At 64.4% G+C, this 23,543-nt stretch carries 27 protein-coding genes and 1 pseudogene; 5 read left to right on the top strand and 23 right to left on the bottom strand.

The annotated features are described in order from the left end of the window. Nucleotides 1–133: 133 nt before the first annotated feature. The gene (locus QMG83_RS00665) at nucleotides 134–1,435 is read right to left on the bottom strand and encodes an ATP-dependent DNA helicase (RefSeq protein WP_283503440.1); all 1,302 of its coding nucleotides are present in this window, start codon (nucleotides 1,433–1,435) and stop codon (nucleotides 134–136) included. Nucleotides 1,436–1,534: 99 nt separating this feature from the next. Between QMG83_RS00665 and QMG83_RS00660 the strand changes: the two genes are divergently transcribed. Then, the gene (locus QMG83_RS00660) at nucleotides 1,535–2,500 is read left to right on the top strand and encodes a hypothetical protein (RefSeq protein WP_283503439.1); all 966 of its coding nucleotides are present in this window, start codon (nucleotides 1,535–1,537) and stop codon (nucleotides 2,498–2,500) included. On the opposite strand, the gene QMG83_RS00655 is transcribed toward QMG83_RS00660, so the two are convergent. The 13 genes from QMG83_RS00655 to QMG83_RS00595 all read right to left on the bottom strand — a co-directional run bounded on the left by QMG83_RS00655 (nucleotide 2,497) and on the right by QMG83_RS00595 (nucleotide 13,441). Next, on the bottom strand, nucleotides 2,497–4,473 hold the full coding sequence (locus QMG83_RS00655; RefSeq protein ID WP_283503438.1) for a bifunctional copper resistance protein CopD/cytochrome c oxidase assembly protein: 1,977 nt from the start codon (nucleotides 4,471–4,473) through the stop codon (nucleotides 2,497–2,499). The two genes, QMG83_RS00660 and QMG83_RS00655, sit on opposite strands and share 4 nt — an antisense overlap. A 96-nt stretch (nucleotides 4,474–4,569) precedes the next feature. Beyond that, entirely contained in the window at nucleotides 4,570–4,860 is a 291-nt protein-coding gene (locus tag QMG83_RS00650) for an HU family DNA-binding protein (RefSeq protein WP_283503437.1), read from the bottom strand. An 82-nt stretch (nucleotides 4,861–4,942) separates the two neighbouring features. Beyond that, a complete protein-coding gene (gene rpsN / locus QMG83_RS00645) occupies nucleotides 4,943–5,248 on the bottom strand; it encodes a 30S ribosomal protein S14 (protein WP_097061545.1) in 306 nt (101 codons plus the stop codon). A 2-nt stretch (nucleotides 5,249–5,250) separates the two neighbouring features. Beyond that, nucleotides 5,251–5,418, bottom strand: coding sequence for a 50S ribosomal protein L33 (gene rpmG, locus QMG83_RS00640; protein WP_141881247.1), 168 nt, complete (start codon nucleotides 5,416–5,418; stop codon nucleotides 5,251–5,253). Continuing rightward, on the bottom strand, nucleotides 5,418–5,654 hold the full coding sequence (rpmB, locus tag QMG83_RS00635; RefSeq protein WP_283503436.1) for a 50S ribosomal protein L28: 237 nt from the start codon (nucleotides 5,652–5,654) through the stop codon (nucleotides 5,418–5,420). Before rpmB ends, rpmG begins: the two co-directional genes overlap by 1 nt. Before the next feature lie 131 nt (nucleotides 5,655–5,785). Further along, nucleotides 5,786–6,193: a Fur family transcriptional regulator gene (locus QMG83_RS00630; protein ID WP_283503435.1), complete on the bottom strand. Its 408-nt coding sequence runs from the start codon at nucleotides 6,191–6,193 to the stop codon at nucleotides 5,786–5,788. Next, nucleotides 6,190–7,101 (bottom strand): metal ABC transporter permease, encoded by a 912-nt coding sequence (locus tag QMG83_RS00625; protein WP_502948983.1) that lies wholly within the window; start codon nucleotides 7,099–7,101, stop codon nucleotides 6,190–6,192. The genes QMG83_RS00630 and QMG83_RS00625 overlap by 4 nt, the downstream gene beginning before the upstream one ends. Continuing rightward, nucleotides 7,098–7,895, bottom strand: a complete 798-nt coding sequence (locus tag QMG83_RS00620; protein ID WP_283503434.1) for a metal ABC transporter ATP-binding protein — start codon at nucleotides 7,893–7,895, stop codon at nucleotides 7,098–7,100. The genes QMG83_RS00625 and QMG83_RS00620 overlap by 4 nt, the downstream gene beginning before the upstream one ends. After that, entirely contained in the window at nucleotides 7,892–8,788 is an 897-nt protein-coding gene (locus QMG83_RS00615; protein ID WP_283503433.1) for a metal ABC transporter solute-binding protein, Zn/Mn family, read from the bottom strand. Before QMG83_RS00615 ends, QMG83_RS00620 begins: the two co-directional genes overlap by 4 nt. A gap of 82 nt (nucleotides 8,789–8,870) precedes the next feature. Next, the gene (locus QMG83_RS00610) at nucleotides 8,871–10,202 is read right to left on the bottom strand and encodes a dihydrolipoamide acetyltransferase family protein (protein ID WP_283503432.1); all 1,332 of its coding nucleotides are present in this window, start codon (nucleotides 10,200–10,202) and stop codon (nucleotides 8,871–8,873) included. Nucleotides 10,203–10,240: 38 nt separating this feature from the next. Continuing rightward, nucleotides 10,241–11,221: an alpha-ketoacid dehydrogenase subunit beta gene (locus QMG83_RS00605; RefSeq protein ID WP_283503431.1), complete on the bottom strand. Its 981-nt coding sequence runs from the start codon at nucleotides 11,219–11,221 to the stop codon at nucleotides 10,241–10,243. Continuing rightward, on the bottom strand, nucleotides 11,218–12,345 hold the full coding sequence (locus QMG83_RS00600) for a thiamine pyrophosphate-dependent dehydrogenase E1 component subunit alpha (protein ID WP_283503430.1): 1,128 nt from the start codon (nucleotides 12,343–12,345) through the stop codon (nucleotides 11,218–11,220). Before QMG83_RS00600 ends, QMG83_RS00605 begins: the two co-directional genes overlap by 4 nt. A 4-nt stretch (nucleotides 12,346–12,349) precedes the next feature. Further along, nucleotides 12,350–13,441, bottom strand: coding sequence for a histidinol-phosphate transaminase (locus QMG83_RS00595; RefSeq protein ID WP_283503429.1), 1,092 nt, complete (start codon nucleotides 13,439–13,441; stop codon nucleotides 12,350–12,352). An 81-nt stretch (nucleotides 13,442–13,522) separates the two neighbouring features. Between QMG83_RS00595 and QMG83_RS00590 the strand changes: the two genes are divergently transcribed. Further along, nucleotides 13,523–13,924 carry a phage holin family protein gene (locus QMG83_RS00590; protein WP_283503428.1) on the top strand — a complete coding sequence of 134 codons (402 nt, stop codon included), beginning with the start codon at nucleotides 13,523–13,525 and terminating at the stop codon, nucleotides 13,922–13,924. Nucleotides 13,925–13,930: 6 nt separating this feature from the next. Here QMG83_RS00590 and QMG83_RS00585 read toward each other — a convergent pair whose 3' ends face one another. After that, nucleotides 13,931–15,385: a hypothetical protein gene (locus QMG83_RS00585; RefSeq protein WP_283503427.1), complete on the bottom strand. Its 1,455-nt coding sequence runs from the start codon at nucleotides 15,383–15,385 to the stop codon at nucleotides 13,931–13,933. Further along, nucleotides 15,378–15,674 carry a hypothetical protein gene (locus QMG83_RS00580; RefSeq protein WP_283503426.1) on the bottom strand — a complete coding sequence of 99 codons (297 nt, stop codon included), beginning with the start codon at nucleotides 15,672–15,674 and terminating at the stop codon, nucleotides 15,378–15,380. Before QMG83_RS00580 ends, QMG83_RS00585 begins: the two co-directional genes overlap by 8 nt. Nucleotides 15,675–15,815: 141 nt before the next feature. Here QMG83_RS00580 and QMG83_RS00575 point away from each other — a divergent pair, with 141 nt between their 5' ends. Next, nucleotides 15,816–16,340: a low molecular weight protein-tyrosine-phosphatase gene (locus tag QMG83_RS00575; RefSeq protein WP_283503425.1), complete on the top strand. Its 525-nt coding sequence runs from the start codon at nucleotides 15,816–15,818 to the stop codon at nucleotides 16,338–16,340. After that, complete coding sequence (gene purB / locus QMG83_RS00570; RefSeq protein ID WP_283503424.1) at nucleotides 16,337–17,719, top strand: adenylosuccinate lyase; 1,383 nt, start codon at nucleotides 16,337–16,339, stop codon at nucleotides 17,717–17,719. The genes QMG83_RS00575 and purB overlap by 4 nt, the downstream gene beginning before the upstream one ends. Nucleotides 17,720–17,756: 37 nt before the next feature. Here purB and QMG83_RS00565 read toward each other — a convergent pair whose 3' ends face one another. The 7 genes and pseudogenes from QMG83_RS00565 to rpsF all read right to left on the bottom strand — a co-directional run. Further along, entirely contained in the window at nucleotides 17,757–18,017 is a 261-nt protein-coding gene (locus QMG83_RS00565) for a hypothetical protein (RefSeq protein ID WP_283503423.1), read from the bottom strand. Beyond that, complete coding sequence (locus QMG83_RS00560) at nucleotides 18,014–18,628, bottom strand: DUF308 domain-containing protein (protein WP_283503422.1); 615 nt, start codon at nucleotides 18,626–18,628, stop codon at nucleotides 18,014–18,016. Before QMG83_RS00560 ends, QMG83_RS00565 begins: the two co-directional genes overlap by 4 nt. A 10-nt stretch (nucleotides 18,629–18,638) precedes the next feature. Next, complete coding sequence (dnaB, locus tag QMG83_RS00555; RefSeq protein ID WP_283503421.1) at nucleotides 18,639–20,057, bottom strand: replicative DNA helicase; 1,419 nt, start codon at nucleotides 20,055–20,057, stop codon at nucleotides 18,639–18,641. A gap of 438 nt (nucleotides 20,058–20,495) precedes the next feature. Beyond that, a complete protein-coding gene (gene rplI / locus QMG83_RS00550; protein WP_283503420.1) occupies nucleotides 20,496–20,948 on the bottom strand; it encodes a 50S ribosomal protein L9 in 453 nt (150 codons plus the stop codon). Between the two features lie 11 nt (nucleotides 20,949–20,959). After that, nucleotides 20,960–21,223, bottom strand: coding sequence for a 30S ribosomal protein S18 (gene rpsR, locus QMG83_RS00545; RefSeq protein WP_097061567.1), 264 nt, complete (start codon nucleotides 21,221–21,223; stop codon nucleotides 20,960–20,962). 36 nt (nucleotides 21,224–21,259) lie between these two features. Further along, nucleotides 21,260–21,784, bottom strand: a complete 525-nt coding sequence (locus QMG83_RS00540) for a single-stranded DNA-binding protein (protein WP_283503419.1) — start codon at nucleotides 21,782–21,784, stop codon at nucleotides 21,260–21,262. A 174-nt stretch (nucleotides 21,785–21,958) separates the two neighbouring features. Beyond that, nucleotides 21,959–22,294, bottom strand: a pseudogene (rpsF, locus tag QMG83_RS00535) (30S ribosomal protein S6); the annotation flags it as partial. A gap of 154 nt (nucleotides 22,295–22,448) precedes the next feature. Between rpsF and QMG83_RS00530 the strand changes: the two are divergent. Continuing rightward, nucleotides 22,449–23,519: an inositol-3-phosphate synthase gene (locus QMG83_RS00530; protein WP_283503417.1), complete on the top strand. Its 1,071-nt coding sequence runs from the start codon at nucleotides 22,449–22,451 to the stop codon at nucleotides 23,517–23,519. Nucleotides 23,520–23,543 lie beyond the last annotated feature (24 nt).

The raw sequence follows: 23,543 nt of genomic DNA, 5'->3' as shown, positions 1-23,543 counted from the left end.
AAATCTCCTTCATTCGGGAGGAAGCCCGGTTTGGGAGGAAGCCCGGGTTGGGCGGAAGCCCGGGACGGGATGGGACGGCGCCGGGGCAGCCCGCGGGCGCGCAGCCGCGCGGCTCAAGCCGCTGGGCCCGCGCCTAGGCCCGGATGGCCGGGATCGCCGTGACGCGCGACATGAAGCGCACGACGTTTTCGTCGACGATGATGTCGCTCGGGCGCAGCGGACGCGACATGAACAGTCCATCGAGCGCGCTGATCCGGCTCAGGGCGACATAGGTCTGGCCGGGAGCGAATGATCGCTGGCCGAGGTCGATGATCGCGCGATCGTAGGTCTTGCCCTGGGACTTGTGGATGGTCACGGCCCACGCCAGCCGCAGCGGGAACTGCGTGAACTCGGCAACGACATCCTTGCGCAGCGACTTGGTGAGCGACGAATAGCTGTACTTGAACTTCTCCCAGACCGCCGGTCGCACCTCGTGACGCTCGCCGTCGACATCCACCCACACCGTCGAGTCGATCTTGATGACCGTGCCGACCGTGCCGTTGACCCAGCGCTGGCCGCCGTTTTCGTACCCGGTGTCGTTGCGCAGAAACATCACCCGCGCCCCGGTTTTCAGCTCAAGCGCCTCGTCGGCCGGGAACGCCCGCCCGTTGAAGTCGCCGCTCACCTCAGCCTTGGCCGTGAGCACCCGCCCCGGCAGCCGCGCGAGTTCGGTCGCGTTGATGCGGGTGACCGTGCCATTGGTGGTGGCCAGCGTGATCGCGCCGTCGGTCGGCGCGGGCCGAGCGCCCACCTCGTTGAGGCGAGCCGCGATCTCGGCGGTCACCCCGCCGTGTCTCACAGCGTTGAGCATGTATTTGAACTCGGCCTCATGCTGGCGATGGATGGTCGTCAGCTCGTAAATCGTGAGGTCGGTGTCATCCCAGACCTTCGCATCAAAGAACCAGATCGAGCGGTAATGGTCCTCGAAGTAGGCTCGCTCTTCGCCCTCGCCGGGCACCGGAGCCAACTGGTACGGGTCGCCGAAAAGCACGACCTGAACACCGCCGAATGCCTCATTCTTGCGCTGCCGGGCCTGGCGCAGTGAACGATCGATCGCGTCAAGAAGATCGGCGTTGACCATCGACACCTCGTCGATGACCAGGGTGTCGGTGGTGCTGAGGAGCTTGCGCAGTTCGACGCCCTGCTCGATGTCGTGATCTGCGATCACACCGATCGGCAACCGGAACAACGAATGGATGGTCTGCCCGCCGACGTTCAGCGCGGCAACTCCCGTGGGCGCACAGATCACGATCTGCTTGGAGGTGTTCTCCGAGAGGTGGTTCAGCAGCGTCGACTTGCCCGTTCCGGCGCGCCCGGTGATGAACAGGTTCTGCTGGGTCGTCTCGATGGCATCGAACACCGCCTGCTGCTCAGGCGACAGCTGCAGCTCACTCACCGCTTCACTGTACCCGTGGCATCCGGAGCGTGGTGGCGACCATGCCGAGGCTGGGCAGTATGCGGCCGTGTCGGCCCTGTGCAATTTAGGATGGGTGTCGTGCGCCGAGCGATAATCACCTGGACCGTCGTGGCGGCGGTGGTGCTCGGCGCCTTCGCTGGCACCGTCGTCATCCTAAATTCGACCCTGTACAGCGCGAGCGGTTTCGTGAGGAGCTACCTCGATGCGCTCTCGAGCAAGAACGCTCCGGTCGCCCTGGAGCTGGCCGGCTCCGGCCAGCGCAGCACGGCCTCGCGGGCGATGCTCGATCCGGCGGCGATGGGCGACCTGGAGAACATCCAGTTCATCAGCGAGTCGAGTTTCGCCTACGGCATCCAGCGGGTCGTCTTCTCCTACGTCGCCGGCGGCAGGCCCGGCCAATCGAGTTTCGACGTGCAGCGCACCGGGAACGTCCTCGGCCTATTCTCCAGCTGGACCTTCGCGACGGCGCCGTACAGCGTGGTGCAAATGTCTGTGCTCAACTCGCAGGACTTCACCGCGAACGGTGTTGATCTGACCACTCCGGAACAGGGCACGGTGGTGCCGCTGGTGGTGTTCACCCCGAGCGCCATCACGATCACTCACGAGTCGAAGTTCCTGACGGCGAATCCTCTGATCGTCGTGGCCGCGCAGCCCGGGGCATCCGTCGTCGCGGCTCTCGATGTGCGCGCCAACTCCGCCCTCGTCGCGGCGGTGCAGGGCAAGGTCGACGACCTCCTCGACACGTGCACCACCCAGACGGTGCTTCTGCCGACGGGATGCCCGTTCGGCCAGCAGATCTCCAATCGCATCGTTTCGACACCGCAGTGGTCGATGAGCGAGTATCCGGCCGTGAGGCTGATCCCAGGCAGCGAGCCGGCCACCTGGCTGATGCCGGTGACGAACGGTGCAGCCCACCTGACTGTCGACGTGCAGTCGCTGTTCGATGGCACCACCTCATCCTTCGATGAGGATGTCCCGTTCACGGTCAGCTATCTCGTGACGTTCCTGTCGAACGACGACGTGCTGATCACTGCCCAGCGCTAGGAGTTGCGGCGGGCACGACCCGCGAGCATCTCGTTGTACTCCTCGAGTTCGGCGTCGCCATCACGCTCCGCCTTGCGGTCGTAGCGTTTGGACTCCCGCGCATCGCTTCGCGCCCACATGATCGCCACGACGATGGCCAGCGCGACGGTGGGGATCTCCCCAACGCTCCACGCGATCCCGCCACCGATCTGCTGATCCTGAAGTGCGGTGATGCCGGTCTCCCAGCCCATCGATCCGTACCAGTTCGCGAGCAACAGCCCGGTTCCCGACATCAGGGCGAGGCCGAAGAAGGCGTGGAAGGCCATGGTCGCCAGCAGAATCAGCAACCGGATGGGGTACGGCGGCCTGGACGGTGACGGGTCGATGCCGATGAGCGCCTGCACGAAGAGGTATCCGGCGAGCAGGAAGTGCACGATCATCCACTGATGACCGATGTGGTTTGTGGTGGCCCAGCTGAAGACGGGTGTGTAGTAGAACACCCAGAGCGATCCGGCAAAGATCCCGGCCGCCACCAGCGGGTTACCGAAGAAGGCGAAGAGCTTGGTGTGGGTGAGCATCAGCAGCCACTCCCGTGGTCCGCGGCTGCCGTCCGTGCGCTTCTCCATGGTGCGCAACGCGAGCGTGATGGGAGCCCCCGGCACGAGCAACACCGGGATGCCCATCCCCAGGATCATGTGAGCGAGCATGTGTTGTGAGAAGAGGTATTTCTCGTACACGTTGATGCCGCCGTTGGTGATGTAGAACAGCAGGAGCATTCCCGCGATCCACATCACGGTGCGCAGTACCGGCCATGAGTCGCCGCGGCGGCGCAGTCGCAGCACGGCCGCGACATAGAAGAAGATCCCGAATGCGCAGGCCAGCAGCCAGAGTAGATCGAAATTCCACTGGGTGAACAGTCGCTCGAACGTCACCGGCGGTGGTAACGGGCTCCCGGTCAGCAGCTCGGCCGGGGTGGGCCTCGCGAGGTCTGCTGCCGTAATCTCCGGCACGGGGGTCGCGGTCCGGGCTAGCGCCGCGGCGACGCCGGACGCGATGCCCATGAAGGCGAGCTCTGCGGTCACCACCCACCAGAAGTATCCGCGGCCGCTGCCAGGGGAGCGCTTCATCCTGCCGATAAAGAAGCGGCGCTGCATCGCGCCGAACAGGCCCAGCGCCAGGAGCGACGCCGTCTTGACGAGCACGAGGATGCCGTACGGGCTAAGGAGGTTGCCGAGCTCTTCGACCCTGATCTGCGCACTCAGGTAGCCGGACGCCGCGACGACCACGAAACTGACGAGCGCAACGGTGGAGTAGCGCCCCATCACCACAGCGAGTCTGCCCTTCTCGAGGGTCGGTTTGATCAACACGATGGTGACGAGCCCACCCAGCCAGACCGCGGCGAACAGCACGTGCAGGAAGATCGCGGTGGTCGCGGAATCGTGCGATGCGGTGCCACCAGTGTGGCCCTCGAGGGACATCGGAACCAGCCCCACCACGGCAAGCAGCGCCACGAAGAAGACGACCGTCACATTGCGCACCGCGAAGCACAGCACAGTGACCCCCGCCGCGATGAGCGTGGTCGCCAGCCAGGCCTGCCCCAACGCGGTGTCCGTCAAGAATCCTGCCAGCAGATCACCGAAGGCGTTGTCGAGGCGGATGGTCGGCTGCAACACCGTCAGAAACGTGAAGAAGGCGCTGGATGCCGCGGCCACAGCCCACAGCGCTGCTGCTCCTGCTGCGACATCCATCGCCTTCGAAAACTCGGGCCTGGTCGAGTCGAGCGCGAAAAGCGCCAGCACGAGCGAGCCGATCGCAGCGGCGGCCCCAATGTTGACGATCAGTTTCGCGATCGGCAGGCCGTATCGGGCAACGGCGCCGGGGTCGATCAGCTGGGGCGCATCGGCCCCACCGCCGAAAGCGAGTGCGGTCAGGAGTGCGAGCAACGCAACGAGGATGAGGGTCGCGGGGGCGGCGATCCGAACGAGGCGTGGCACCAGAACAGCTTACGTTGGCGGCGCAGGTAGAGAGCCGAGCGCCAACGACGAAGGGCGGCACCCTTTACGGATGCCGCCCTGACGTTGTGTAGCTACTTAGCCCTTTGCTGCGGCCTTCAGCTTGCTTCCGGCGCTGATCTTGACGCCCTTGCTTGCCTTGATGTCGATCGCTTCACCGGTCTGCGGGTTGCGGCCGGTGCGCGCTGCGCGGTCGGTGCGCTCGACGGAGATCCATCCCGGGATGGAAACCTTCGTGCCTTCGCCGACCGACTTGGCGAGAACTGAGAAAAGCGAGTCAACGATGCCGCTGACTGCAGCCTGGGTCTGTCCAGACTCTGCGGCAACTGCCGCGACGAACTCGGTACGGTTTAGTGACTTGTCAGCCATGGGATGTCCTCCTCGGACCTGATGCAGTTATAGGTGGATCTAGTGGATGATCCGGTAATAAAACGCCGGAACCGCTAGGAATCTACCAGCTTGACTTGGTAATTCCGGGCAATTCGCCCCGGTGCGCCATGTCGCGGAAGCGAACACGTGAAACACCGAACTGGCTGAGGAAACCACGGGGGCGTCCGTCGATGGCGTCGCGACCGCGAACGCGCACCGGCGAAGCGTTGCGTGGAAGCTTCTGCAGGCCGAGGCGTGCTGCCTCGCGGGACTCGTCGGTACCCGCCGGGTCGACGAGTGCCTTCTTCAGTTCGAGACGCTTGGTCGCGTAGCGAGCCACGATGACCTTGCGCTGCTCGTTGCGTGCAATTTTGCTCTTCTTAGCCATTGTTAGCGCTCCTCACGGAATTCGACGTGCTGGCGAATCACCGGGTCGTACTTCTTGAGTACGAGGCGATCCGGGTTGTTGCGACGGTTTTTGCGCGTCACATAGGTGTAGCCGGTTCCAGCGGTGGAACGGAGCTTGATGATCGGGCGTACGTCCTGAGCCTTAGCCATTAGATTTTCTCCCCACGGGCGAGAAGGTCCTTGACCACTGCTTCGATGCCACGAGCGTCGATAACCTTGATGCCCTTGGCGGACAGCTGCAGCGTGACGTTACGGCGAAGCGACGGTACGTAGTACTTCTTCTTCTGGATGTTCGGATCGAAACGACGCTTGGTGCGTCGGTGCGAATGCGAGATGTTATGACCGAAACCTGGGATGGCTCCTGTCACCTGGCATGTTGCTGCCATGGTGCTACTCCTGTTCTGGTTACCGCGAGCATCCGTTTCAGGATGCCCGCCCAAGATCACTTGTCTGCGTGCCGTGATCCCACATATTCATGGGGGCATGCGTGTGGGCGGAAATGCCCAACTTGCCTAGATTACGTGGCGGAAGGCAGTTGCGCAATCTCGGAGGCGCATTCCGCGCAGGTGCCGAACACATCGACGACGTGGTGGGCGTCGGTGAACCCGTGCTCGGCCGCGACGGAGTTGGCCCATTGCTCGACCGCATCCGCTTCGATCTCGACCGTCAGCCCACAGCGGCGGCAGATGAGGTGGTGGTGGTGCGTGCCCGGGGTGCACGCGCGGTACAGGCTTTCGCCCTCCTGCTGCAACGAGTCTGCCTCGCCCTCGACCGCGAGGTCTGCGAGCGCCCGATAGACGGTGGCAAGCCCAATGGATGACCCACCCGCCCTCAGCGCGGCGTGCAGTTGCTGCGCGCTCACGAAATTCTCGCGGGTGCTGAGTGCGTCGCGCACCGCGTCGCGCTGCCAGGTGTGGCGCTTCATCCTGTGACTCCCGCCGTCGCTGCGCGAGCGGACGGCTCACGCCGGCGGCGCAGGCGGCTGCCCTTGATGCGGCCCGCGATGCGGCATCCGATGTAAATGAGGAACGAGAGTGTGGTGACGTATGGGCTGATGGGAAGCGAACCGCCGATGGCGAGCAGCACTCCGCCCACGGCCGACACAAAGCCGAACAGCATCGCGAGCAGCGGCACGACCACGGGCGACGACGAGATGCGCAGGGCCGCAGCCGCGGGCGTCACGAGCAGTGCCAGCACGAGCAGCGCCCCGATGATCTGCACCGAGACGGCGACCATCAGACCGAGCAGGATCATGAAGACGATCGACAGCATGCCGGCCGGAACACCGCGTGCCATGGCGACATCGGGGTCGACGCTGTCGAAGACCAGCGGACGCCAGATCACCAGCAGCACAGCGAGCACGACGATGCTGATGCCGATGAGCACCCCGAGCTGCGGGATGTCGACCGACAGGATCTGACCGGTGAGCAGGCCGAACTTGTTGCCGCTTCGACCCGGATACAACGCGAGGAAGAGGATGCCAAGACCGAGCCCGAACGGCATCAGCACTCCGATGATGGAGTTGCGATCCCGTGCCCTCGCTCCCAGCACACCGATGATCGCCGCGGCCAGCAACGACCCGACGAGCGACCCGGCCACGACGTTGGCGCCGAACAGCAGCGCGCCGGCCGCACCGGCGAACGAGAGTTCACTGATTCCGTGCACCGCGAACGCCATGTCTCGCTGCATCACGAAGACGCCGATCAGGCCCCCCACGATGCCGAGGATGGCTGCGGCGATGATGGAGTTCTGCACGAGAACGAGCAGGCGACCGTAGTCGCTGAAATTGAAGATGGATGACCAGAAGTCGGTCGCGAGCACGTCGCTCATCATGCGCCAACCTCCCCGTGGTGGTGCGGAAACTCGGGAACTCCCGCGACAAACACCCGGTTGCCGGTGTGGATGACCTCGACCTCGGTGCCGTACATGTCGCTGAGCACGTCAGAGCGCAGCACCTCCTCGGGCGGGCCGGAGGTGAACTTCCCGGCCGCGAGGTACAGCACGGTGTCGACCATGTCGAGCACCGGGTTGATGTCGTGGGTGACGAAGACGACCGCGGTGCCACGCTCGTGCAGCCCCTTGTCGATGAGCTCAGCGACCCCGCGCTGGTGATGGAGGTCGAGACTCGACAGTGGTTCGTCGCACAGCAACAGCGCGGGATCACTCGCGAGGGCCTGGCCCACCCGCAGCCGCTGCTGCTCTCCGCCCGAGAGCACACCCACCGGAAGGTCTGCGTAGGCTGTCGCGCCGACCGACTCGACCAGCGCATCCACTTTCTCCCGAGAACGCCGTGACGGCCACGGCACACCCCAGCGGTGACCGTCGAGCCCGAGGCTCACCAGGTCGCGGCCCCTGAGCGCGGTACCGGCGGGCATGATCCGCTGCTGCGGGATGTAGCCGATCGCACGGTCACCACGGTGCACCTTCCGCCCCTGGAGCAGAATCTCTCCGGAGTCGATCGGGAGTTGCCCGAGGATCGCCCGGAGCAGGCTGGTCTTGCCGGAGCCGTTGGCACCGAGCACTGCCACGAACTCGCCGGGCTTCACGCTGAGGTCGAGGCCGCTCCACAGGGTGCGGCCGCCGAGCTTCAGTCCGGCCTGGCGGATGTCGAGGATGGGTCCGGTCATGGTGCGACTGCCGTCGCGACGGCGTCCAGGTTGTCGGTCATCCACGACACATACGTGGCGCCCTCTGGCAGTGTCTCGGTGAACTGCACCACCGGGATGCCGGCGGCGGCGGCGGCCTGCTGCACCCGCTCGGTTTCGGGGCTCGACGTCTGCTCGTTGTACGCGAGCACCCGCACGGCGCCGCTGGTGAACAGGTCAATCGTCTCCTCCAGCGCGAGGGGCGGTACGTCGTTGCCTTCCTCGATCGCCTCGGTGAAGTCGCTCGGGGTGAGATTCTCGAGCCCGACCGCCTCCAGCAGGTAGACCGGAACAGGCTCCGTCACCGCGGCACCCCCGCCGTCGATCTCCGCGGCCAGCTCGCTTGCCCGAGCCTCGAGCGCGCCGAGTTTCGCCGTGAGGCCTGCCGCATTCGATTTGAACGTGGCGGCGTTGGCCGGGTCGATGGTGGCAAGTTCGTCGGCGATCCGCGCGACTACCCCGGTCATGCCGCTGAACGAGTACCAGATGTGCTCGTTAAAGGTGTCAGCGCCGTCGGCATCCAGGCCCGACGCGTCGACAGCGTTGATGACGACGGCCTGGGTTCCGGATGCCTCGACCAACGCGTCCATGAACGGGTCGTATCCGCCGCCATTGGCAATCACGAGTTGGGCGTCGGCAATGCTGAGCTGGTCGCGGGCCGACGCTTCGAAGCTGTGCGGCTCGACTGTGGAGTTTCCGATGATGCTGGTGACGGTGCCGAGGTCACCAACGATGGTTTCGGCGATGTCTCCGTATACGGTCGTCGACGCGACGATCGTTATTCCACTGCTCTCGGGGGCGGGCGTAGCCGCACAGCCGGCGAGGGTGAGCGATGCGATAACGATGGCCGCCAGGGCGGGGATGGTGCGCTGCATGAAATGCTTTCTAAAGAACGGTAATGAGATTCGTTATCAACAGCGTACCTCACGAACGCGTTTCTTGAGCAGCGCGCGATCGCTAGTCGAGCAGCAGCGCTGGCTCCTCGAGCACGCTCGCGACATCTGCCACAAAGCGGCTCACCACGTCGCCGTCGACGACCCGATGGTCGAAGCTGCCGCTCAGCGTGGTCACAAATCGCGGCCGCACCTCGCCGTCGACGACCCACGGCTTCTGCTTGATGGTTCCGAGGGCGAGAATGCCCACCTCGCCCGGGTTCAGGATGGGGGTCCCCGTATCCATGCCGAACGATCCGAGGTTGGTGATCGTGAACGTGCCGCCGGCCATTTCGGCCGGCTGCGTCTTGCCGTCTCGCGCCGAGATGGTCAGCTGCTCGAGCGACGAGGCTAGCTCGCGCAGCGACAGGGTGTGCGCATCCTTGATGTTGGGCACGACCAGACCGCGCGGGGTTGCCGCCGCGATGCCGAGATTCACGTAGTGGTGCACGGTGATCTCTTTGTCGGTCCAGGTGCTGTTGACAGTGGGGTTGCGGCGCACGGCCCAGATCACGGCCTTCGCGGCGATGAGCAGTGGCGAAATCCTGATGCCCGCAAAATCCGGGGAATTCTTGAGACGCTTGACGAACTCCATGGTCCTGGTGGCGTCAAGGTCGACGAACACACTCACGTGAGGCGCAGAGAAAGCGCTGTGCGTCATCGCCTTCGCGATCGCCTTGCGAACGCCCTTCACAGGGATGACCTCTTCGCGCTCATCACCCCACTCCGGTGTCTGGATGTTGCGGAAGACGCTCGCCTGCGACGCTTGCCTGATGACGTCATCGCGGGTGACATCACCGAGGGGTCCGGTGGCCACCACGACCGAGAGGTCGACGCCGAGATCCTTGGCGAGCTTGCGGATCGGCGGCTTCGTAATGGTGACGGATGCCCCGGGCGCTGCCAGGGCGGCCGGACGCTTCGGCGCGGCGGGGGCCACCCCCTGCGCCGACGGCGTCGCGGCGGAAACGCCGCGACGGCGGGATCCCCCGTGGCCGCTGACCCCGTAGCCGACGAGCACGGCGCCCGAGCCCTCTTCCTGAGGAGCGACGGTTGCTGCCGTGTCTGCCACGATCGACTCGTCGGCACCGGCAGGTGCGGTCAGTTCAACCTCGGAACCGCCCGAGTCCACCGAGATGATGGGGGTTCCGACCTCGACGGTCTGGCCCTCCTCCACGAGCAGAGCCGACACCGTGCCAGCGAACGGCGACGGCAACTCGACGAGCGATTTCGCCGTCTCGATCTCGACGAGAACCTGGTTGACAACGACGGTGTCGCCGGCCTTGACCTTCCAGGAGACGATTTCGGCCTCGGTGAGACCCTCGCCGACATCCGGAAGTGTGAAATCTGAGTTCGCCATAGTTGCCGTGCTCCTGTTCTGAAAAGTCGTGAACCGGCCTAGAAGGCCATGGCCCTGTCGACGGCCTCAAGCACGCGATCAGCGTCGGGAAGGTAGGTGACCTCGAGCTTGGCAGGGGGGAAGGGAGTGTCGAAGCCGGCGACGCGCATGACCGGCGCCTCCAGTGAATAGAAGGCACGCTCGGTGATCGTCGCCGCGATCTCGGAACCGACAGACACGAAGCCTGGCGCTTCCTGCGCGATGACGAGCCTGCCGGTCTTCTGCACGGATGCCACGATCGGGTCGTAGTCGATCGGGGACAGCGAGCGCAGGTCGATGACCTCAAGGCTCCGACCCTCCGCGGCGGCGATCTCGGCGGCGCGCAGCAGCACGTTCACCATCGGGCCGTAGCCGAGGAGTGTTGCATCGGTGCCGGTACGCACGACCCGCGACGTGTGCAGGTCGCTGCCGCTGGCATCCATCTCGACCTCGCCCTTGGGCCAGTAGCGGCTCTTCGGCTCGAAGAACATCACGGGGTCGTTGCTGGCGATGGCCTCCTGAATCATCCAGTAGCCGTCGTGCGGGGTGGACGGGGTGACCACGCGCAGGCCTGCCGTGTGCGCAAAGTACGCCTCTGGGCTTTCCTGGTGGTGCTCGACAGCTCCGATGTGCCCGCCGTACGGCACGCGTATCACCACGGGCATTGAGAGTGAACCCTCGTGACGGGCCGTCAGTTTCGCCAGCTGCGAGGTGATCTGATCGAAGCCGGGAAAGATGAACCCATCGAACTGGATCTCGATGACCGGACGATAGCCGCGCATCGCCATGCCGATGGCCGTGCCGATGATGCCGGACTCGGCGAGTGGAGTGTCGAGCACGCGCTTCTCACCAAACTCTGCCTGCAGCCCCTCCGTGACACGGAAGACGCCACCCAACGGGCCGATGTCCTCGCCCATGAGAAGCACTTTGTCGTTGTCGATGAGGGCCTGGCGAAGTCCCAGGTTGATGGCTTTGGCAAGACTCAGTGTTTGCGCGCTCACGCGTGGCCGCCTTCCGCGCCGTCGAACGAGGCCTCGTAGGCCTCGAGCCAGGCGAGTTGGGCATCCATCACAGGGTGCGGTTCTGAATAGACGTTGGCAAACATGCTCGAAACCGCCGGGTTCTCCAGGTCATGGATGCGGCGGCGGATGTCTGACGCGGCATCGGCACCCTCGGCAGCGACGTCGGCGAAGAACTGATCGCCCTCACCCCTCGACCGGAGGTACGCCTCGAAGCGGCTGATCGGATCAGCGGCTGACCAGAACTCCACATCCTGGTTGGCGCGGTACTTCGTGGGGTCGTCGCTGGTGGTGTGCGCCCCCATTCGGTACGTCAGCGCCTCGATGAACCGGGGACCCTCGCCGCTGCGCGCGGCGTCGAGGTTCGCCCTCGTCACCGCGTAGCTCGCGAGCACATCGTTGCCGTCGATCTGCACCCCGGGAATACCAAAACCGGACGGGCGCAGATAGAGCGGAGTGCGAGATTGCCGTGTCACCGGCACCGAGATCGCCCAGTGGTTGTTCTGCAGGAAGAAGACCTCGGGGGTCTGATAGCTGGCGGCGAAGACGAGAGCCTCGCTGACATCGCCTTGGCTGGTCGCGCCATCGCCGAAATACACCATCACGGCTTCATCGGTCTCGAGGTTGCCGGTGGCCGTGGCCCCATCCATCTGGATGCCCATCGCGTAGCCAGTGGCGTGCAGGGTCTGCGAACCGATCACCAGTGTGTACAGATGGAAGTTGCCGTTCTCCTTCGGATCCCACCCGCCGTGGCTGATCCCGCGAAGCAGAGCAATCAGCTTGATCGGGTCGACTCCCCGGATGCGCGCAACGGCGTGCTCACGATAGGCGGGGAACAGGTGATCCTGCGGGCGGGCGGCGAAGCCGGAACCGACCTGGGCGGCCTCCTGGCCGAGGCTCGGAATCCACATCGCGAGCTGTCCCTGACGCTGCAGGTTCGCGGCATCCACGTCGATCATCCTGATCACAACCATGTTGCGGTGGAAGTCACGAAGCTGCTGGTCGCTCAGTTGCTCGATGTACGGGAGGTACTCGGCGGCAGCGTCGCTGGCGACGAGTTTGCCTTCCTTCGACAGGAGCTGGACCGTCGCGGGGGTGTATTGCATTGCTCTAACCTAACCCGGCAGCAGTCGAGGGGGTTCGTTGCATCCCCACAACCTCAGCCGCAGCGCTTAGGAGTTTTTCCACAGCTTCGGACTCGCCGACGCTGATCCGGAGTCCATCGACCAGGGCACGCACAACGATGGAGTGGCGTGCAAATATCTCGGCGGCCGCGGTGGTGTTCTCGCCGGTCGGCAGCCACACGAAGTTGCCATGCGGCTGCGGGATGCGCCACCCCTGAGCCGCCAAGCCGTCGACGATGCGCTGCCTCACGTCATTGAGGCGCGCGACGCGCTCGAGCAGCTCATCCTCGTGCTCGAGCGAAGCAATGGCCGCCTGCTGGGCCAGCCCGGTCACAGACAGGGGGATGGCGACGGCCCTGGCCGCATCCATCACGTACTCGGGGCCGACCGCGTATCCGATGCGGAGTCCGGCCAGGCCATACGCCTTCGAGAAGGTGCGCAGCAGCACGAGATTCGGATAGTCGGCTACGAGTGTCGCCCCCCGAACTGCCTCTGGGTCCGTCACGAATTCGGCATAGGCCTCGTCGAGCACCACGAGCACGGACGACGGCACAGCCGACATGAACTCGACGAACTGCTCGCGAGACACGACGGTGGAGGTGGGGTTGTTGGGGCTGCAGACGATGACGATCCTGGTGCGGTCGTTGATCGCCGCCAGCATCGCGGGAAGGTCATGTCCATGATCGGGGGTGTTGGGCACCTGCACGGATGTCGCGCCCGAGGTGGTGACCAGCCCCGGGTACGCCTCGAAGCTGCGCCAGGAATAGACGACTTCATCGCCCTGGGCTGCCGCCGCGGTGATCAACTGTGCGAGCACGGATACGGACCCGGCGCCGACCTGCACCTGCCCGGGCTCCACCCCGTAGCGGAGGGCCAGAATGGAGCGGAGGGCGCCAGCCGTGGCATCCGGGTACCGATTGATGGCCCCGAGCGGCAGGGAAGCGAGCACCGACGGCAGGGGCTCGAAGGGGTTCTCGTTAGACGAGAGCTTGAACGCATCGTCAGCGGCCGGCCTGCCCTGGCGGTAGGGCTCCAGCGTCTCGATCTCCGGGCGCAGTCGTACTCTCGATGAGGTCACCGCCCCAGCCTAAACGGGCGAGTGCGCCGGAGCACCTCTGCGGACTTTACGAGCTTCAGCCCGAACCGGCATAGTTGTTGCATGAAACTCTTCGTGCGCCTGCTCATCAACGCTGTCGCCCTCTGGCTGACGACCCTCCTTGTCGCCGGCGTGAGCGTTCAGGCCTTCGCTCCGGGCGGCACCCTGGAAACGGTTCTCACCTACCTGCTTGTCGCCGCCATCTTCGGCATCGTCAACGGGGTTATCGGCAACCTCATCCGGATCGTCGCGTTTCCCATCTACATCCTCACGCTCGGCCTCATCGCCCTCATCGTCAACGGACTGCTGCTGCTGCTCGCGGCCTGGCTGTCCGGGTTGTTCGGCTTTGGGCTCGTGGTCGACGGCTTCTGGTGGGGAGTGCTCGGCGCTCTCGTACTCGGTCTCATTTCCTGGCTCATGGGGATCATCCTCCGCCCGGTGGTCGGCAACGCGAATAGTCGCTGACCCCGATCAGCGCTCCGGCACTCGTTCGAATCGGTACGTGGTGCTGGTGATGGTCGATGCGCCACGACCGAACGCATCAAGGCTCCCGCTCGCCCCGGTGATTGCCTCGCTTTCGGCCTTGTCCATCAGCCTCGCGGTCTGCTCGTAGTACTCGTAATGATGGGCCGGCACGGCGTAATCCGTGGGCACGTCGCGACCCGCGAACACCTCACGCTCCACCAGCAGTGCGTGCGTGTTCACCTGCTCGCCGCCTAGTGCCGGCACCACATCGTCGGCGTGCTCAACGATCACAGCGGGAAATCCCTCCGGAAGCCGCACCTGGCCCGTGGGGCCGCCGAAGGTCGCCAGACCCTGGGTGTTGTAATCGCCGGATGCCGCCAACCGGGCCGCCGTCCCACCTCCCTGCGAGTACCCGGTGAACTGCACCGGGCTCGACGCGTCAATGCCCGCCAGTTGCATCGCCGCCGCGACGGATGCGTAACTTCCGCCGGTGACCCCGGCCGCGTTGGCCATATTGCTGGTCATGTCCCACGGCTCTGAGTCGGCCATGGGTGAGAACGTCACGGTCCCTGCCACGTAGACCTCGAACCGATCTGGTTCACCGGGGGTGGAGTACTTCTCGATGACCACCTGCGCCCCATCGGTCGCCTCCGTGTCGGGAACTCTCCCGAGCCGTTCGGCGAATCCACTCGGGCTCGCCCCGACGGCCGTTGTGTGGGAGTCGACCAATCTGACGGGGGTCTCGGCGAGTATCCCCACGAGCGAACCTGCGCCCATCATCGCCTTCGAACCGATCGCCACCCCCGCCCCACCGAGCAGGCCCAGCAGCTGTGGAGGCACCCCTGCTGCACCAGCGACCACATCACCAGAGGACTGCGATGCGATCCGCACCAGATCTACCGTGAGCGGATTGGTGATGATCTCGTTGTTCTGCCTCATCCAGTTGGACGGCCGTGGCACCCCGGGACCGCCCGATCTCGGTGCGCCTGGCGGGGGTGCTGTCGTCCCGCCACGAGGGGTGGCTCCTGCCAGCTGCCCGCCCGCCACTCCCAGCACGGCCGTTCCGCCGAGGGTCGCCAACAGCAACATCGGCGAAAACCTGGCCAGAAGCGCAGCCCACTGCCCCGTGAACTCGTGGATCATGCTTCCGACGAAGTGCTCGGCGAAGCCATACCCCTGTGCGGCAGCTCCCATGCCGAAATGCAGAGCCCTCGCCTGCACCTCGACTTCGGCGAGGGTCACCATGGCCCTGTCGATGTCGGCCTCAGCCCGAATTCCGCTCGCCGCGGCCCCCGTCGACTCGAGCTGCCGGCGGGACAGGCTGGAGTCGATCGATGCCAAATCACGATCGAGTGCAGATATTTCTCGTGCGAGTTCGAGCACGCGTTCAGCACAGGCGAAGAGTTCGTCGGTGCCGATGGCAAACGACCCGCCGCCACTGATCACCAGATCGTCACCCATGGTCGGACAGATCTGCCAGTGCGGCACGCGTCGACGAGATAGCGCTGCGAATCGCAGCGATCGCGTCGTCGAGCGTTGCCTCGAGACCGCCCACCGCCGAATCGAATGCGAGGCGTGTCAGGCCGCGCCAGAAATCGACAGGACCGGGCACAAGCACGCGGCGAGCCCGTTCGAGCCTCCACAGAAGATGGGTGAGGTCGCGAGCCTGGCTCTCGAGCGCGATCTGGACGTGATGCACCGCCGCGCCGTCATTGGCAATGGCGGCGGCGGCCTCCGTCGAAGAGTTCATCTCGTTCCTTTCACTCACTGTGCCGTTACGACGAGATCAGCGTGAGCCACCTCGTCGATGCGTGCGCGAGATACCGCCTTTTCGTGGGTATTCGTCACAATCTCCTCGTGTTGAGGAGACGAACTGCGCAACAATGAGCGGGTGAGTTTTGAGCAGACCTCGGGCGAAGCCGCGCGCTTTCGTTTGTGCTTCGTCTGTACCGGCAACATCTGCCGGTCTCCGATGGCCGAAACTGTGATGAGAAGCCTGGCCGCCCGATCGGGCCTGGGCGATCGCGTCACCATCACTTCCGCCGGCACTGGCGACTGGCACGTCGGCGAGCCGGCGGATGCACGCACCCTCGTCGCCCTCGAAAACCGGGGATACGACGCTTCTCGCCATCGGGGGCGTCAATTCGATCCAAGCTGGTTTGATGACCTCGACCTCGTTGTCGTGTTCGACCACAGCCAGGAACGAACCCTCAAATCCTGGGCATCGACAGACCAGGATCGCTCGAAAGTGCAGCTTCTGCTCTCGTTCGATGCCGAGCACTCACAGGCGAACGACGTGCCAGACCCGTATTATTCGGACGCCGCCCTTTTTGATCAGGTGCTCTCGATGATCGAGAAATCCTGCGCGGCACTCTTCCGCCAGATCACACCAGGAATCCGACAGGGAGCACTATGAGCCTGCCCGAACAACCACTGAGCCCGCTAGACGGACGATACCGACCGATGGTGGCCGGACTCGGCGACCACCTCTCTGAAGCCGGGCTCAACCGCGCCCGCGTTCACGTCGAGGTCGAGTGGCTTCTCTACCTGACCGACCACGAGCTCTTCGGATCCCGGCGCGTCGAGCACGAGCAGGCGCGCCAGCTTCGCGAATTCGCCGCCGGCTTCGGACAGCCGGAAATCGACGAGCTCGCGAGGCTCGAAGCGACGACACGACATGACGTGAAGGCCGTGGAGTACCTGGTGCGCGCAAAGCTCGCCGAGCTCGGTCTCACCGACATCGCTGAGCTGACCCACTTCGCTGCGACCAGCGAAGACATCAACAACCTCTCGTACGCCATCACGATCAGCGCCGCGGTGCGCGAGGTGTGGCTTCCGAAGTTGCGCGCCGTGATCGAGTCGTTGCGCACCCTCTCCGTCGAGCTTCGGGATGACGCGATGCTGGCGCACACGCACGGGCAGCCCGCGACCCCCACCACCATGGGCAAGGAGTTCGCCGTCTTCGTGCACCGCCTCGAGCGCATCACGGCGAAGATCGAAGCCACGGAGTTCCTGGGCAAATTCAACGGCGCAACCGGCACCTACGCCGCTCATCTCGCTGCCGATGCCGCACAGGACTGGCCCGAGATCTCACGTGAATTCGTCACGAGCCTCGGCCTCGAGTGGAACCCGCTCACCACGCAGATCGAGTCGCACGACTGGCAGGTCGACCTGTACCAGCAGATGAGCCACACAGCGCGAATTCTCCACAACCTCTGCACCGACGTCTGGTCGTACATCAGCACCGGGTACTTCCGTCAGATTCCGCAGGCGGGGGCGACAGGGTCATCCACCATGCCCCACAAGATCAACCCGATCCGGTTCGAGAACGCTGAGGCCAACCTCGAGATCTCGAGCGCACTTCTCGAGGCACTGGCCCAGACGCTGGTCACCTCGCGCCTGCAGCGAGACCTCACGGATTCGACCACCCAGCGCAACATCGGTGTGGCGTTCGGCCATTCTCTCGTCGCGTTCGAAAACATCGTGCGCGGCCTGAAGGAGATCGACCTGGACCGGGACAGGCTCGCCGCAGACCTCGATGGCAACTGGGAGATTCTGGGCGAGGCGATCCAGACCGTCATCCGCGTCGAGATCACCGCAGGCCGCAGTTCCATCACCGACCCGTACGCGATCCTCAAGGACCTGACGCGTGGAAAGCGCATCGGTCAGGCTGAACTCGTGGAGTTCATCGACGGGCTCGACATCGGGCAGGGCGCCAAGGATCAGCTTCGCCTGCTGACTCCGGCAACGTATGCGGGCCTCGCCTCACAACTGGTGGGGTACATCGAGCGCTGACGCTTCGCGGCGTCACTGCTCACCGGTGGCGCCGCTGTCAGTGACCGAGCGGTCGATTGCCCTGCTCGTCGTCCTGTTCGGCCAGGTCGATCTTCTCGTCGCCGGTGGGCTGCACGGCAAGCGCCAGCATCGCCAGCACCACCAGTGAGACGATGAACGCGACGCCCAGGAAGATCAGTGCAAGCACGATCTCGCGCGTCGACATGAAGACGACGAGACCCGCGAACAGTCCGAGCACCGCGGAGATGATCAGCAGTTCGAGCGGGCGGGTACGATCTTTGCGGGTTGGCGCGTTCATCGTGGCACAGCTTCCGTAACGGGGGTGTCGGCATCTTTCGGTGCCCACTTGAGTGAGAGTCCGGCGATCACGAGGTACACGCCGAGAATTGCCCAGTACGCGCCGAGAGCGCCGACGACGATAACGGATGCCGTGAGCTCACGTGCGACGTTGTCTGGACCGGTGAATGACTGCTGGAACTCCGGGGGCACGAGCAGCACCACGATCGCCAGGATGGCCGTGAGGGCGCCGACGAAGACCCAATCGCGGGCGGACCGATCACGACCGCGACCACGCAGGCCCAGGTAGAGCTCGAGGAACCCGGTGATCGCCGCAAACGCCGAGAGCAGGAACACGAAGAAAGGCAGGCCACCGGCGGGAAGCGACAGCGACACGATCCCCGCGAGAAGCGTCACGAGCCCCTGAGTGAGCGTGACGGTGCGGGTTACACCGCGTGCGCCGAGTCGAAGAGCCGATGCGGTGAGGATCGCACCAACGATGACGGCGAAAATCCCGAAGGTGAGGTAGCCGAGCGGCGCAGAATGATCTGCCGTGAACGTCACGACGACGGCAAGCGCCAGGGCGGGTATGGCTCGCGCCACAGGCACGTACCAGGGCGTTACAGCATCCACGCCGTCTAGTCTACGAGCCGGGCGGAAGGTCGACGAACCGCGAGAAGTGCCCGTGGAAGCCGACGGTGATCGTGCGCGTCGGCCCGTTTCGATGCTTGGCAATGATGAGGTCGGCCTCGCCTGCGCGAGCGTTGTCGGCCTCGTATGCGCTCTCACGATGAAGCAGGATCACCATGTCGGCATCCTGCTCGATCGAGCCCGACTCGCGAAGGTCGGAGAGCGCCGGCTTCTTGTCGGCTCGCTGCTCGGCGCCACGGTTCAGCTGGGAGATGGCGATGACGGGAACGCGAAGCTCCTTCGCGAGCAGCTTGAGGGCTCGCGAGAACTCGCTCACCTCCTGCTGGCGCGACTCGACCTTTTTTCCGCTGGTCATGAGCTGCAGGTAGTCGATGATGACCATTTTCAGGCCGACTTTCTGCTTGAGCCTGCGGCACTTCGCCCTGATCTCGACGAGGGTCATGTTGGGGCTGTCATCGATGTACAGCGGAGCGTCGTTGATTCGACCACGCGTCTGGGCGATGGTCGTCCAGTCGTTTGCGTGCACCGTACCTTTTCGCATGTGCTGAAGGGGAACCGATGCCTCGGCCGACAGCAGCCTCATCGCGATCTCGCTGCGACCCATTTCGAGCGAGAACACGATCGTCGCCAGATCGTGCTTGATCGCGGCCGCGCGGGCAATATCGAGGCCCAGCGTGGACTTACCGATTGCGGGCCGGGCAGCGATGATGATCAGCTGACCGGGGTGCAGGCCGTTGGTGAGCTCATCCAGCTCGGCGAATCCGGTCGGGACTCCGACCATCTGGCCGTCGCGCCCCCTGGCTGCCTCGATCTCGTCGATCGCGGTGGTGACGGCTTCGGTCAGCGGTATGTAGTCTTCGCTCTCGACCCCGCCGGTAACGCCGTAAATCTCGGCCTGGGCGTTGTTGACGAGATCGACGACCTCGCCTTCGCTGGCGTAGCCCATCTGAACGATGCGGGTGCCGGCTTCGACGAGCCTGCGGAGCACTGCCTTCTCGGCAACGATCGTCGAGTAGAAGCCCGCGTTGGCGGCCGTCGGCACGAGCGCGGTGAGCGTGTGGAGGTATTCCGCGCCGCCGGCCCTGCTGAGCTCCCCGGACTTGGTCAGCTCGTCGGTGACGGCGATGACATCGGTGGGCTCACCGTGGGAGTACAGCGACATGACCGCGTTGAAGATGGTCTCGTGCTTGGGGATGTAGAAGTCGACGCCGCGAACGGCCTCGATGACGTCGGCTACGGCGTCTTTGCTGAGCAGCATGCCGCCGATGGCGCTTTGCTCGGCGAGAAGATCATGCGGTGGAACCCGGTCGCCCCGGGACTCTGACCGAGTGTCACCTGAGGGTCGCTGATCACCCTTGCGCTGATCGCCCAGCCGCTGGTCACCAGCAAGCCCTAAATGCGCGATTGACATGCGATCCTCCGGTAAATGACGTCTCTGCCTCTGTTGTAGCCGCGTCCGCCGACACTGGCGTTTTCGCGGGCGCAGTCAGCCGAAAACAGCTGTACTGGGAGGGGCTGCCCCACCGTATTGACCGCGAGGATGCCCCCACAAACGGCCCTGTGGATGAGCCTGTGCACAAACCGCGAGAAACGCCGCAATGTGTGTGGGGAACCTGTGGAATAGCCTGTGGATGAATATTGATTTCCGTGCCAGAAAATGCGTCTGACCTGCTATTTAAATTCTCCACCGGTATGTGTAGAAACATGTCTAGACCCGAACTTGAGGGTTCGCTACATCCCCATACTCCTGTGTACAACCCTGTCGAAAGTAGACAGATGATTCTGCTTAAAGTAAAGACGGCGGCGGGATTTCTCCCGCCGCCGCCTACCCCCAGTGAGGGGGGTGGTTTTACTTAGCCGCGACAACCTGCAGCGTGATCGTGGCGATCAGATCGTCACGAAGACGAACTGAGGCCTCGTGCTCACCCGTTGCCTTGATGGGCGAGGTGATCTCGATCTTGCGCTTGTCAACGGTTCCCAGTCCGGCAGCAGCGACGGCGTCAGCGACATCCGACGTCTTGACCGAACCGAAGAGGCGTCCGCCCTCGCCTGCCTTGACAGTGAGCTTGACGGTGGTGGCCTGAAGGCGTGCCTTCAGGTCCTGTGCCTCTTCGAGGGTGGCGTGCTCGCGCGCAGCGCGACCGGCCTTGATGGATTCGATCTGCTTTTCGCCACCGCGAGTCCACGCCACGGCAAAGCCCTGGGGGATGAGGTAGTTACGGGCAAAACCGTTCTTGACGTCTACGACGTCGCCGGGGGCACCGAGACCGGTGACCTCATGCGTGAGGATCAACTTGGACATATCGGTGCTCCTTAACGGCCCGAGCCTGCGTACGGCAGCAGTGCCATCTCACGGGCGTTCTTGACGGCCGTGGCGATGAGGCGCTGCTCCTGTACGGAGACACCGGTGATGCGGCGGGCGCGGATCTTTCCACGCTCTGAGATGAATTTGCGAAGCGTCGCGACGTCTTTGTAGTCGATGACGCCCACGCGGATCGCTTTGGCGGGGGCGGCGTTCTTGCCGTCCTTGCCCTTGCGGATGGGCTTGCGGCGATCGCCGCTGCTCTTTCCAGCCATGAGTTTCTGTTTCCTTTAAGTGATGTGGTCGGCGCCTTAAAAAGGCGTCTCGTCCGAGTAGTTGCCTGGCGTGTTCCATACGTCGCCGCCCGAGGCGCTCGGGGCACTTGCTGCCCACGGCTCCTCCTGCGGCTGGCCTTGGCCAACCTGGTTACCGCCACCGCGCGGGGCGGAGTTGTTGCCACCCTCGCGTGATGATGCGGCGCGGGTGACCTGCGCGGTTGCATAACGAAGGCTGGGGCCGATTTCGTCGACCTCAAGCTCGAGGCTCGTGCGCTTCTCGCCTTCCTTCGTCTGGTAGTCACGCTGCTTCAGGCGACCGGTCGCGATGACACGGGTTCCCTTCGTCAGCGAACCAGCAACGTGCTCGGCAAACTCGCGCCATACGCTCGCGCGCAGGAAGAGAGTGTCGCCGTCTTTGAATTCGTTAGTCGCACGATCAAAGTTGCGCGGTGTTGAGGCGATGGTGAAGTTGGCGACCGCGAGCCCGTTCTGCGTGTAGCGCAGCTCGGGGTCACCCGTGAGATTTCCCACGACTGTGATGACGGTTTCGCCGGCCATGGCTTACTCCGAGTCCTTGGTCTCGGCCGGAGCCTCGACGTCGTCCTTGGCAGCGGCCGGCTTGGACGCTGCAGGAGCAGCAGCAGGCTTGGATGCGGAAGCCGGGGCGGCTGCTGCGGGAGCTGCAGCGGGAGCTGCAGCGGCAGGAGCGGCGGCGGCAGGAGCCTTGGCCGGAGCGGCTGCGGCCTTGCGGGCCGCCTTCGCGTCTGACAGGACCTTCGCTGCTGCGACCTGGGCAATGCCCTCCTCGGCGCGGAGCACCTTGGTTCGCATGACTGCTTCGCTGAGCTTGAGCTGGCGGTCGAGCTCAACAGTCGCCGACGAGTTAGCCGTCAGCTGCACGACGGCATAAATGCCCTCGGTCTTCTTGTTGATTTCGTAGGCCAGGCGACGACGTCCCCAGATGTCTACGTTGTCGATGGTTCCACCATCGGCGCGAATGACATTGAGGAATTTGTCTAGGCTGGGTGCCACGGTGCGCTCATCGATCTCTGGATCGAGGATCACCATGAGTTCGTACTGGTGCGTCACAAACCCACCTCCTTCGGACTTGAACGGTTGCAGACGATCTGCAACAGGAGGGTGTTGACGTTTGTCACAGCTCCGAATTCGGAACCAGACAACCTGCCCAGTGTAGTCATTTCTTGCAAGGAGCACCATCTTCATGGCCGTAAAGGTCGCAATAGCGGGCGTAGGCAACTGCGCTAATTCACTTATCCAGGGCGTTACTTTCTATGCGGATGCCGCAGAGGGCGACGTCATCCCCGGGCTGATGCACAACAGGTTCGGGCCGTATGCGGTGTCGGACATCGAGTTTGTCGCAGCTTTCGATGTCGACGCGCTCAAGGTCGGGGTCGATCTCGCTGACGCGATGTGGGCGAGCGAGAACGGCACATATCGCTTCGCCGAAGTCGCCCCCACCGGTGTGACTGTGCAGCGCGGGCCGACCCTCGACGGTCTCGGCTCCTACTATCGCGAGATGATCGACGAGTCGGATGCACCGGCCGTCGACGTCGCGCAGGCGCTCAGGGATAGCGGCGCCGATGTGCTCGTCTGCTACCTCCCTGTCGGGTCGGAGGAGGCCGCGAAGTTCTACGCGCAGGCCGCGATCGATGCGTCGGTGGGGTTCGTGAACGCGCTTCCCGTGTTCATCGCGAGCGACCCGGAGTGGGCCCAGAAGTTTACGGATGCTGGCGTACCGATCGTCGGAGACGACATCAAGAGCCAGCTGGGCGCCACGATCACGCACCGCGTGCTGGCCAGGCTGTTCGAGGAGCGCGGGCTCGTTCTCGACCGCACGTACCAGTTGAACGTGGGCGGGAACATGGACTTCAAGAACATGCTCGAGCGCACCCGGCTCGAGTCGAAGAAGATCTCTAAGACCCAGTCCGTGACCAGCAATGTGGAGGCCCAGCTCAATTCGCGGGACGTGCACATCGGCCCGAGCGACCACGTGCCGTGGCTCGAAGACCGCAAAATGGCCTTCGTGCGACTGGAGGGCCACGGCTTCGGCAACGCCCCGACCAGCCTCGAGTACAAGCTCGAGGTGTGGGATTCACCGAACTCGGCCGGCGTTGTCATCGACGCGGTTCGCGCGGTGAAGATTGCACTGGATGCCGGACTCGGCGGCCCCATCGAGGCGGTCTCGGCGTACCTGATGAAGTCGCCCCCCGTGCAACTGCCCGACCCGGTCGCGCGCAAGCAACTCGACGAGTGGATCGCCACGGTCTCCTAGGGGCGATCCCCTAGTGCCGGATTC

Origin of the sequence: Salinibacterium sp. G-O1, assembly GCF_030063305.1 — a bacterium.
In the GTDB taxonomy this organism is placed as follows: domain Bacteria; phylum Actinomycetota; class Actinomycetes; order Actinomycetales; family Microbacteriaceae; genus Rhodoglobus.
Note: the sequence above shows the minus strand (reverse complement) of the source record. Positions and strands in the feature narration are given on the sequence as shown.

What these genes read in the sequence shown, in the direction of transcription:
- QMG83_RS00650 (WP_283503437.1), bottom strand. Translation starts at nt 4,860, where the DNA reads ATGGCTGACAAGTCACTAAACCGTACCGAGTTCGTCGCGGCAGTTGCC.
- rpsN (WP_097061545.1), bottom strand. Translation starts at nt 5,248, where the DNA reads ATGGCTAAGAAGAGCAAAATTGCACGCAACGAGCAGCGCAAGGTCATC.
- rpmG (WP_141881247.1), bottom strand. Translation starts at nt 5,418, where the DNA reads ATGGCTAAGGCTCAGGACGTACGCCCGATCATCAAGCTCCGTTCCACC.
- rpmB (WP_283503436.1), bottom strand. Translation starts at nt 5,654, where the DNA reads ATGGCAGCAACATGCCAGGTGACAGGAGCCATCCCAGGTTTCGGTCAT.
- QMG83_RS00630 (WP_283503435.1), bottom strand. Translation starts at nt 6,193, where the DNA reads ATGAAGCGCCACACCTGGCAGCGCGACGCGGTGCGCGACGCACTCAGC.
- QMG83_RS00625 (WP_502948983.1), bottom strand. Translation starts at nt 7,101, where the DNA reads ATGATGAGCGACGTGCTCGCGACCGACTTCTGGTCATCCATCTTCAAT.
- QMG83_RS00620 (WP_283503434.1), bottom strand. Translation starts at nt 7,895, where the DNA reads ATGACCGGACCCATCCTCGACATCCGCCAGGCCGGACTGAAGCTCGGC.
- QMG83_RS00615 (WP_283503433.1), bottom strand. Translation starts at nt 8,788, where the DNA reads ATGCAGCGCACCATCCCCGCCCTGGCGGCCATCGTTATCGCATCGCTC.
- QMG83_RS00610 (WP_283503432.1), bottom strand. Translation starts at nt 10,202, where the DNA reads ATGGCGAACTCAGATTTCACACTTCCGGATGTCGGCGAGGGTCTCACC.
- QMG83_RS00600 (WP_283503430.1), bottom strand. Translation starts at nt 12,345, where the DNA reads ATGCAATACACCCCCGCGACGGTCCAGCTCCTGTCGAAGGAAGGCAAA.
- QMG83_RS00590 (WP_283503428.1), top strand. Translation starts at nt 13,523, where the DNA reads ATGAAACTCTTCGTGCGCCTGCTCATCAACGCTGTCGCCCTCTGGCTG.
- QMG83_RS00585 (WP_283503427.1), bottom strand. Translation starts at nt 15,385, where the DNA reads ATGGGTGACGATCTGGTGATCAGTGGCGGCGGGTCGTTTGCCATCGGC.
- QMG83_RS00580 (WP_283503426.1), bottom strand. Translation starts at nt 15,674, where the DNA reads ATGAACTCTTCGACGGAGGCCGCCGCCGCCATTGCCAATGACGGCGCG.
- purB (WP_283503424.1), top strand. Translation starts at nt 16,337, where the DNA reads ATGAGCCTGCCCGAACAACCACTGAGCCCGCTAGACGGACGATACCGA.
- QMG83_RS00565 (WP_283503423.1), bottom strand. Translation starts at nt 18,017, where the DNA reads ATGAACGCGCCAACCCGCAAAGATCGTACCCGCCCGCTCGAACTGCTG.
- dnaB (WP_283503421.1), bottom strand. Translation starts at nt 20,057, where the DNA reads ATGTCAATCGCGCATTTAGGGCTTGCTGGTGACCAGCGGCTGGGCGAT.
- rplI (WP_283503420.1), bottom strand. Translation starts at nt 20,948, where the DNA reads ATGTCCAAGTTGATCCTCACGCATGAGGTCACCGGTCTCGGTGCCCCC.
- rpsR (WP_097061567.1), bottom strand. Translation starts at nt 21,223, where the DNA reads ATGGCTGGAAAGAGCAGCGGCGATCGCCGCAAGCCCATCCGCAAGGGC.
- QMG83_RS00540 (WP_283503419.1), bottom strand. Translation starts at nt 21,784, where the DNA reads ATGGCCGGCGAAACCGTCATCACAGTCGTGGGAAATCTCACGGGTGAC.
- QMG83_RS00530 (WP_283503417.1), top strand. Translation starts at nt 22,449, where the DNA reads ATGGCCGTAAAGGTCGCAATAGCGGGCGTAGGCAACTGCGCTAATTCA.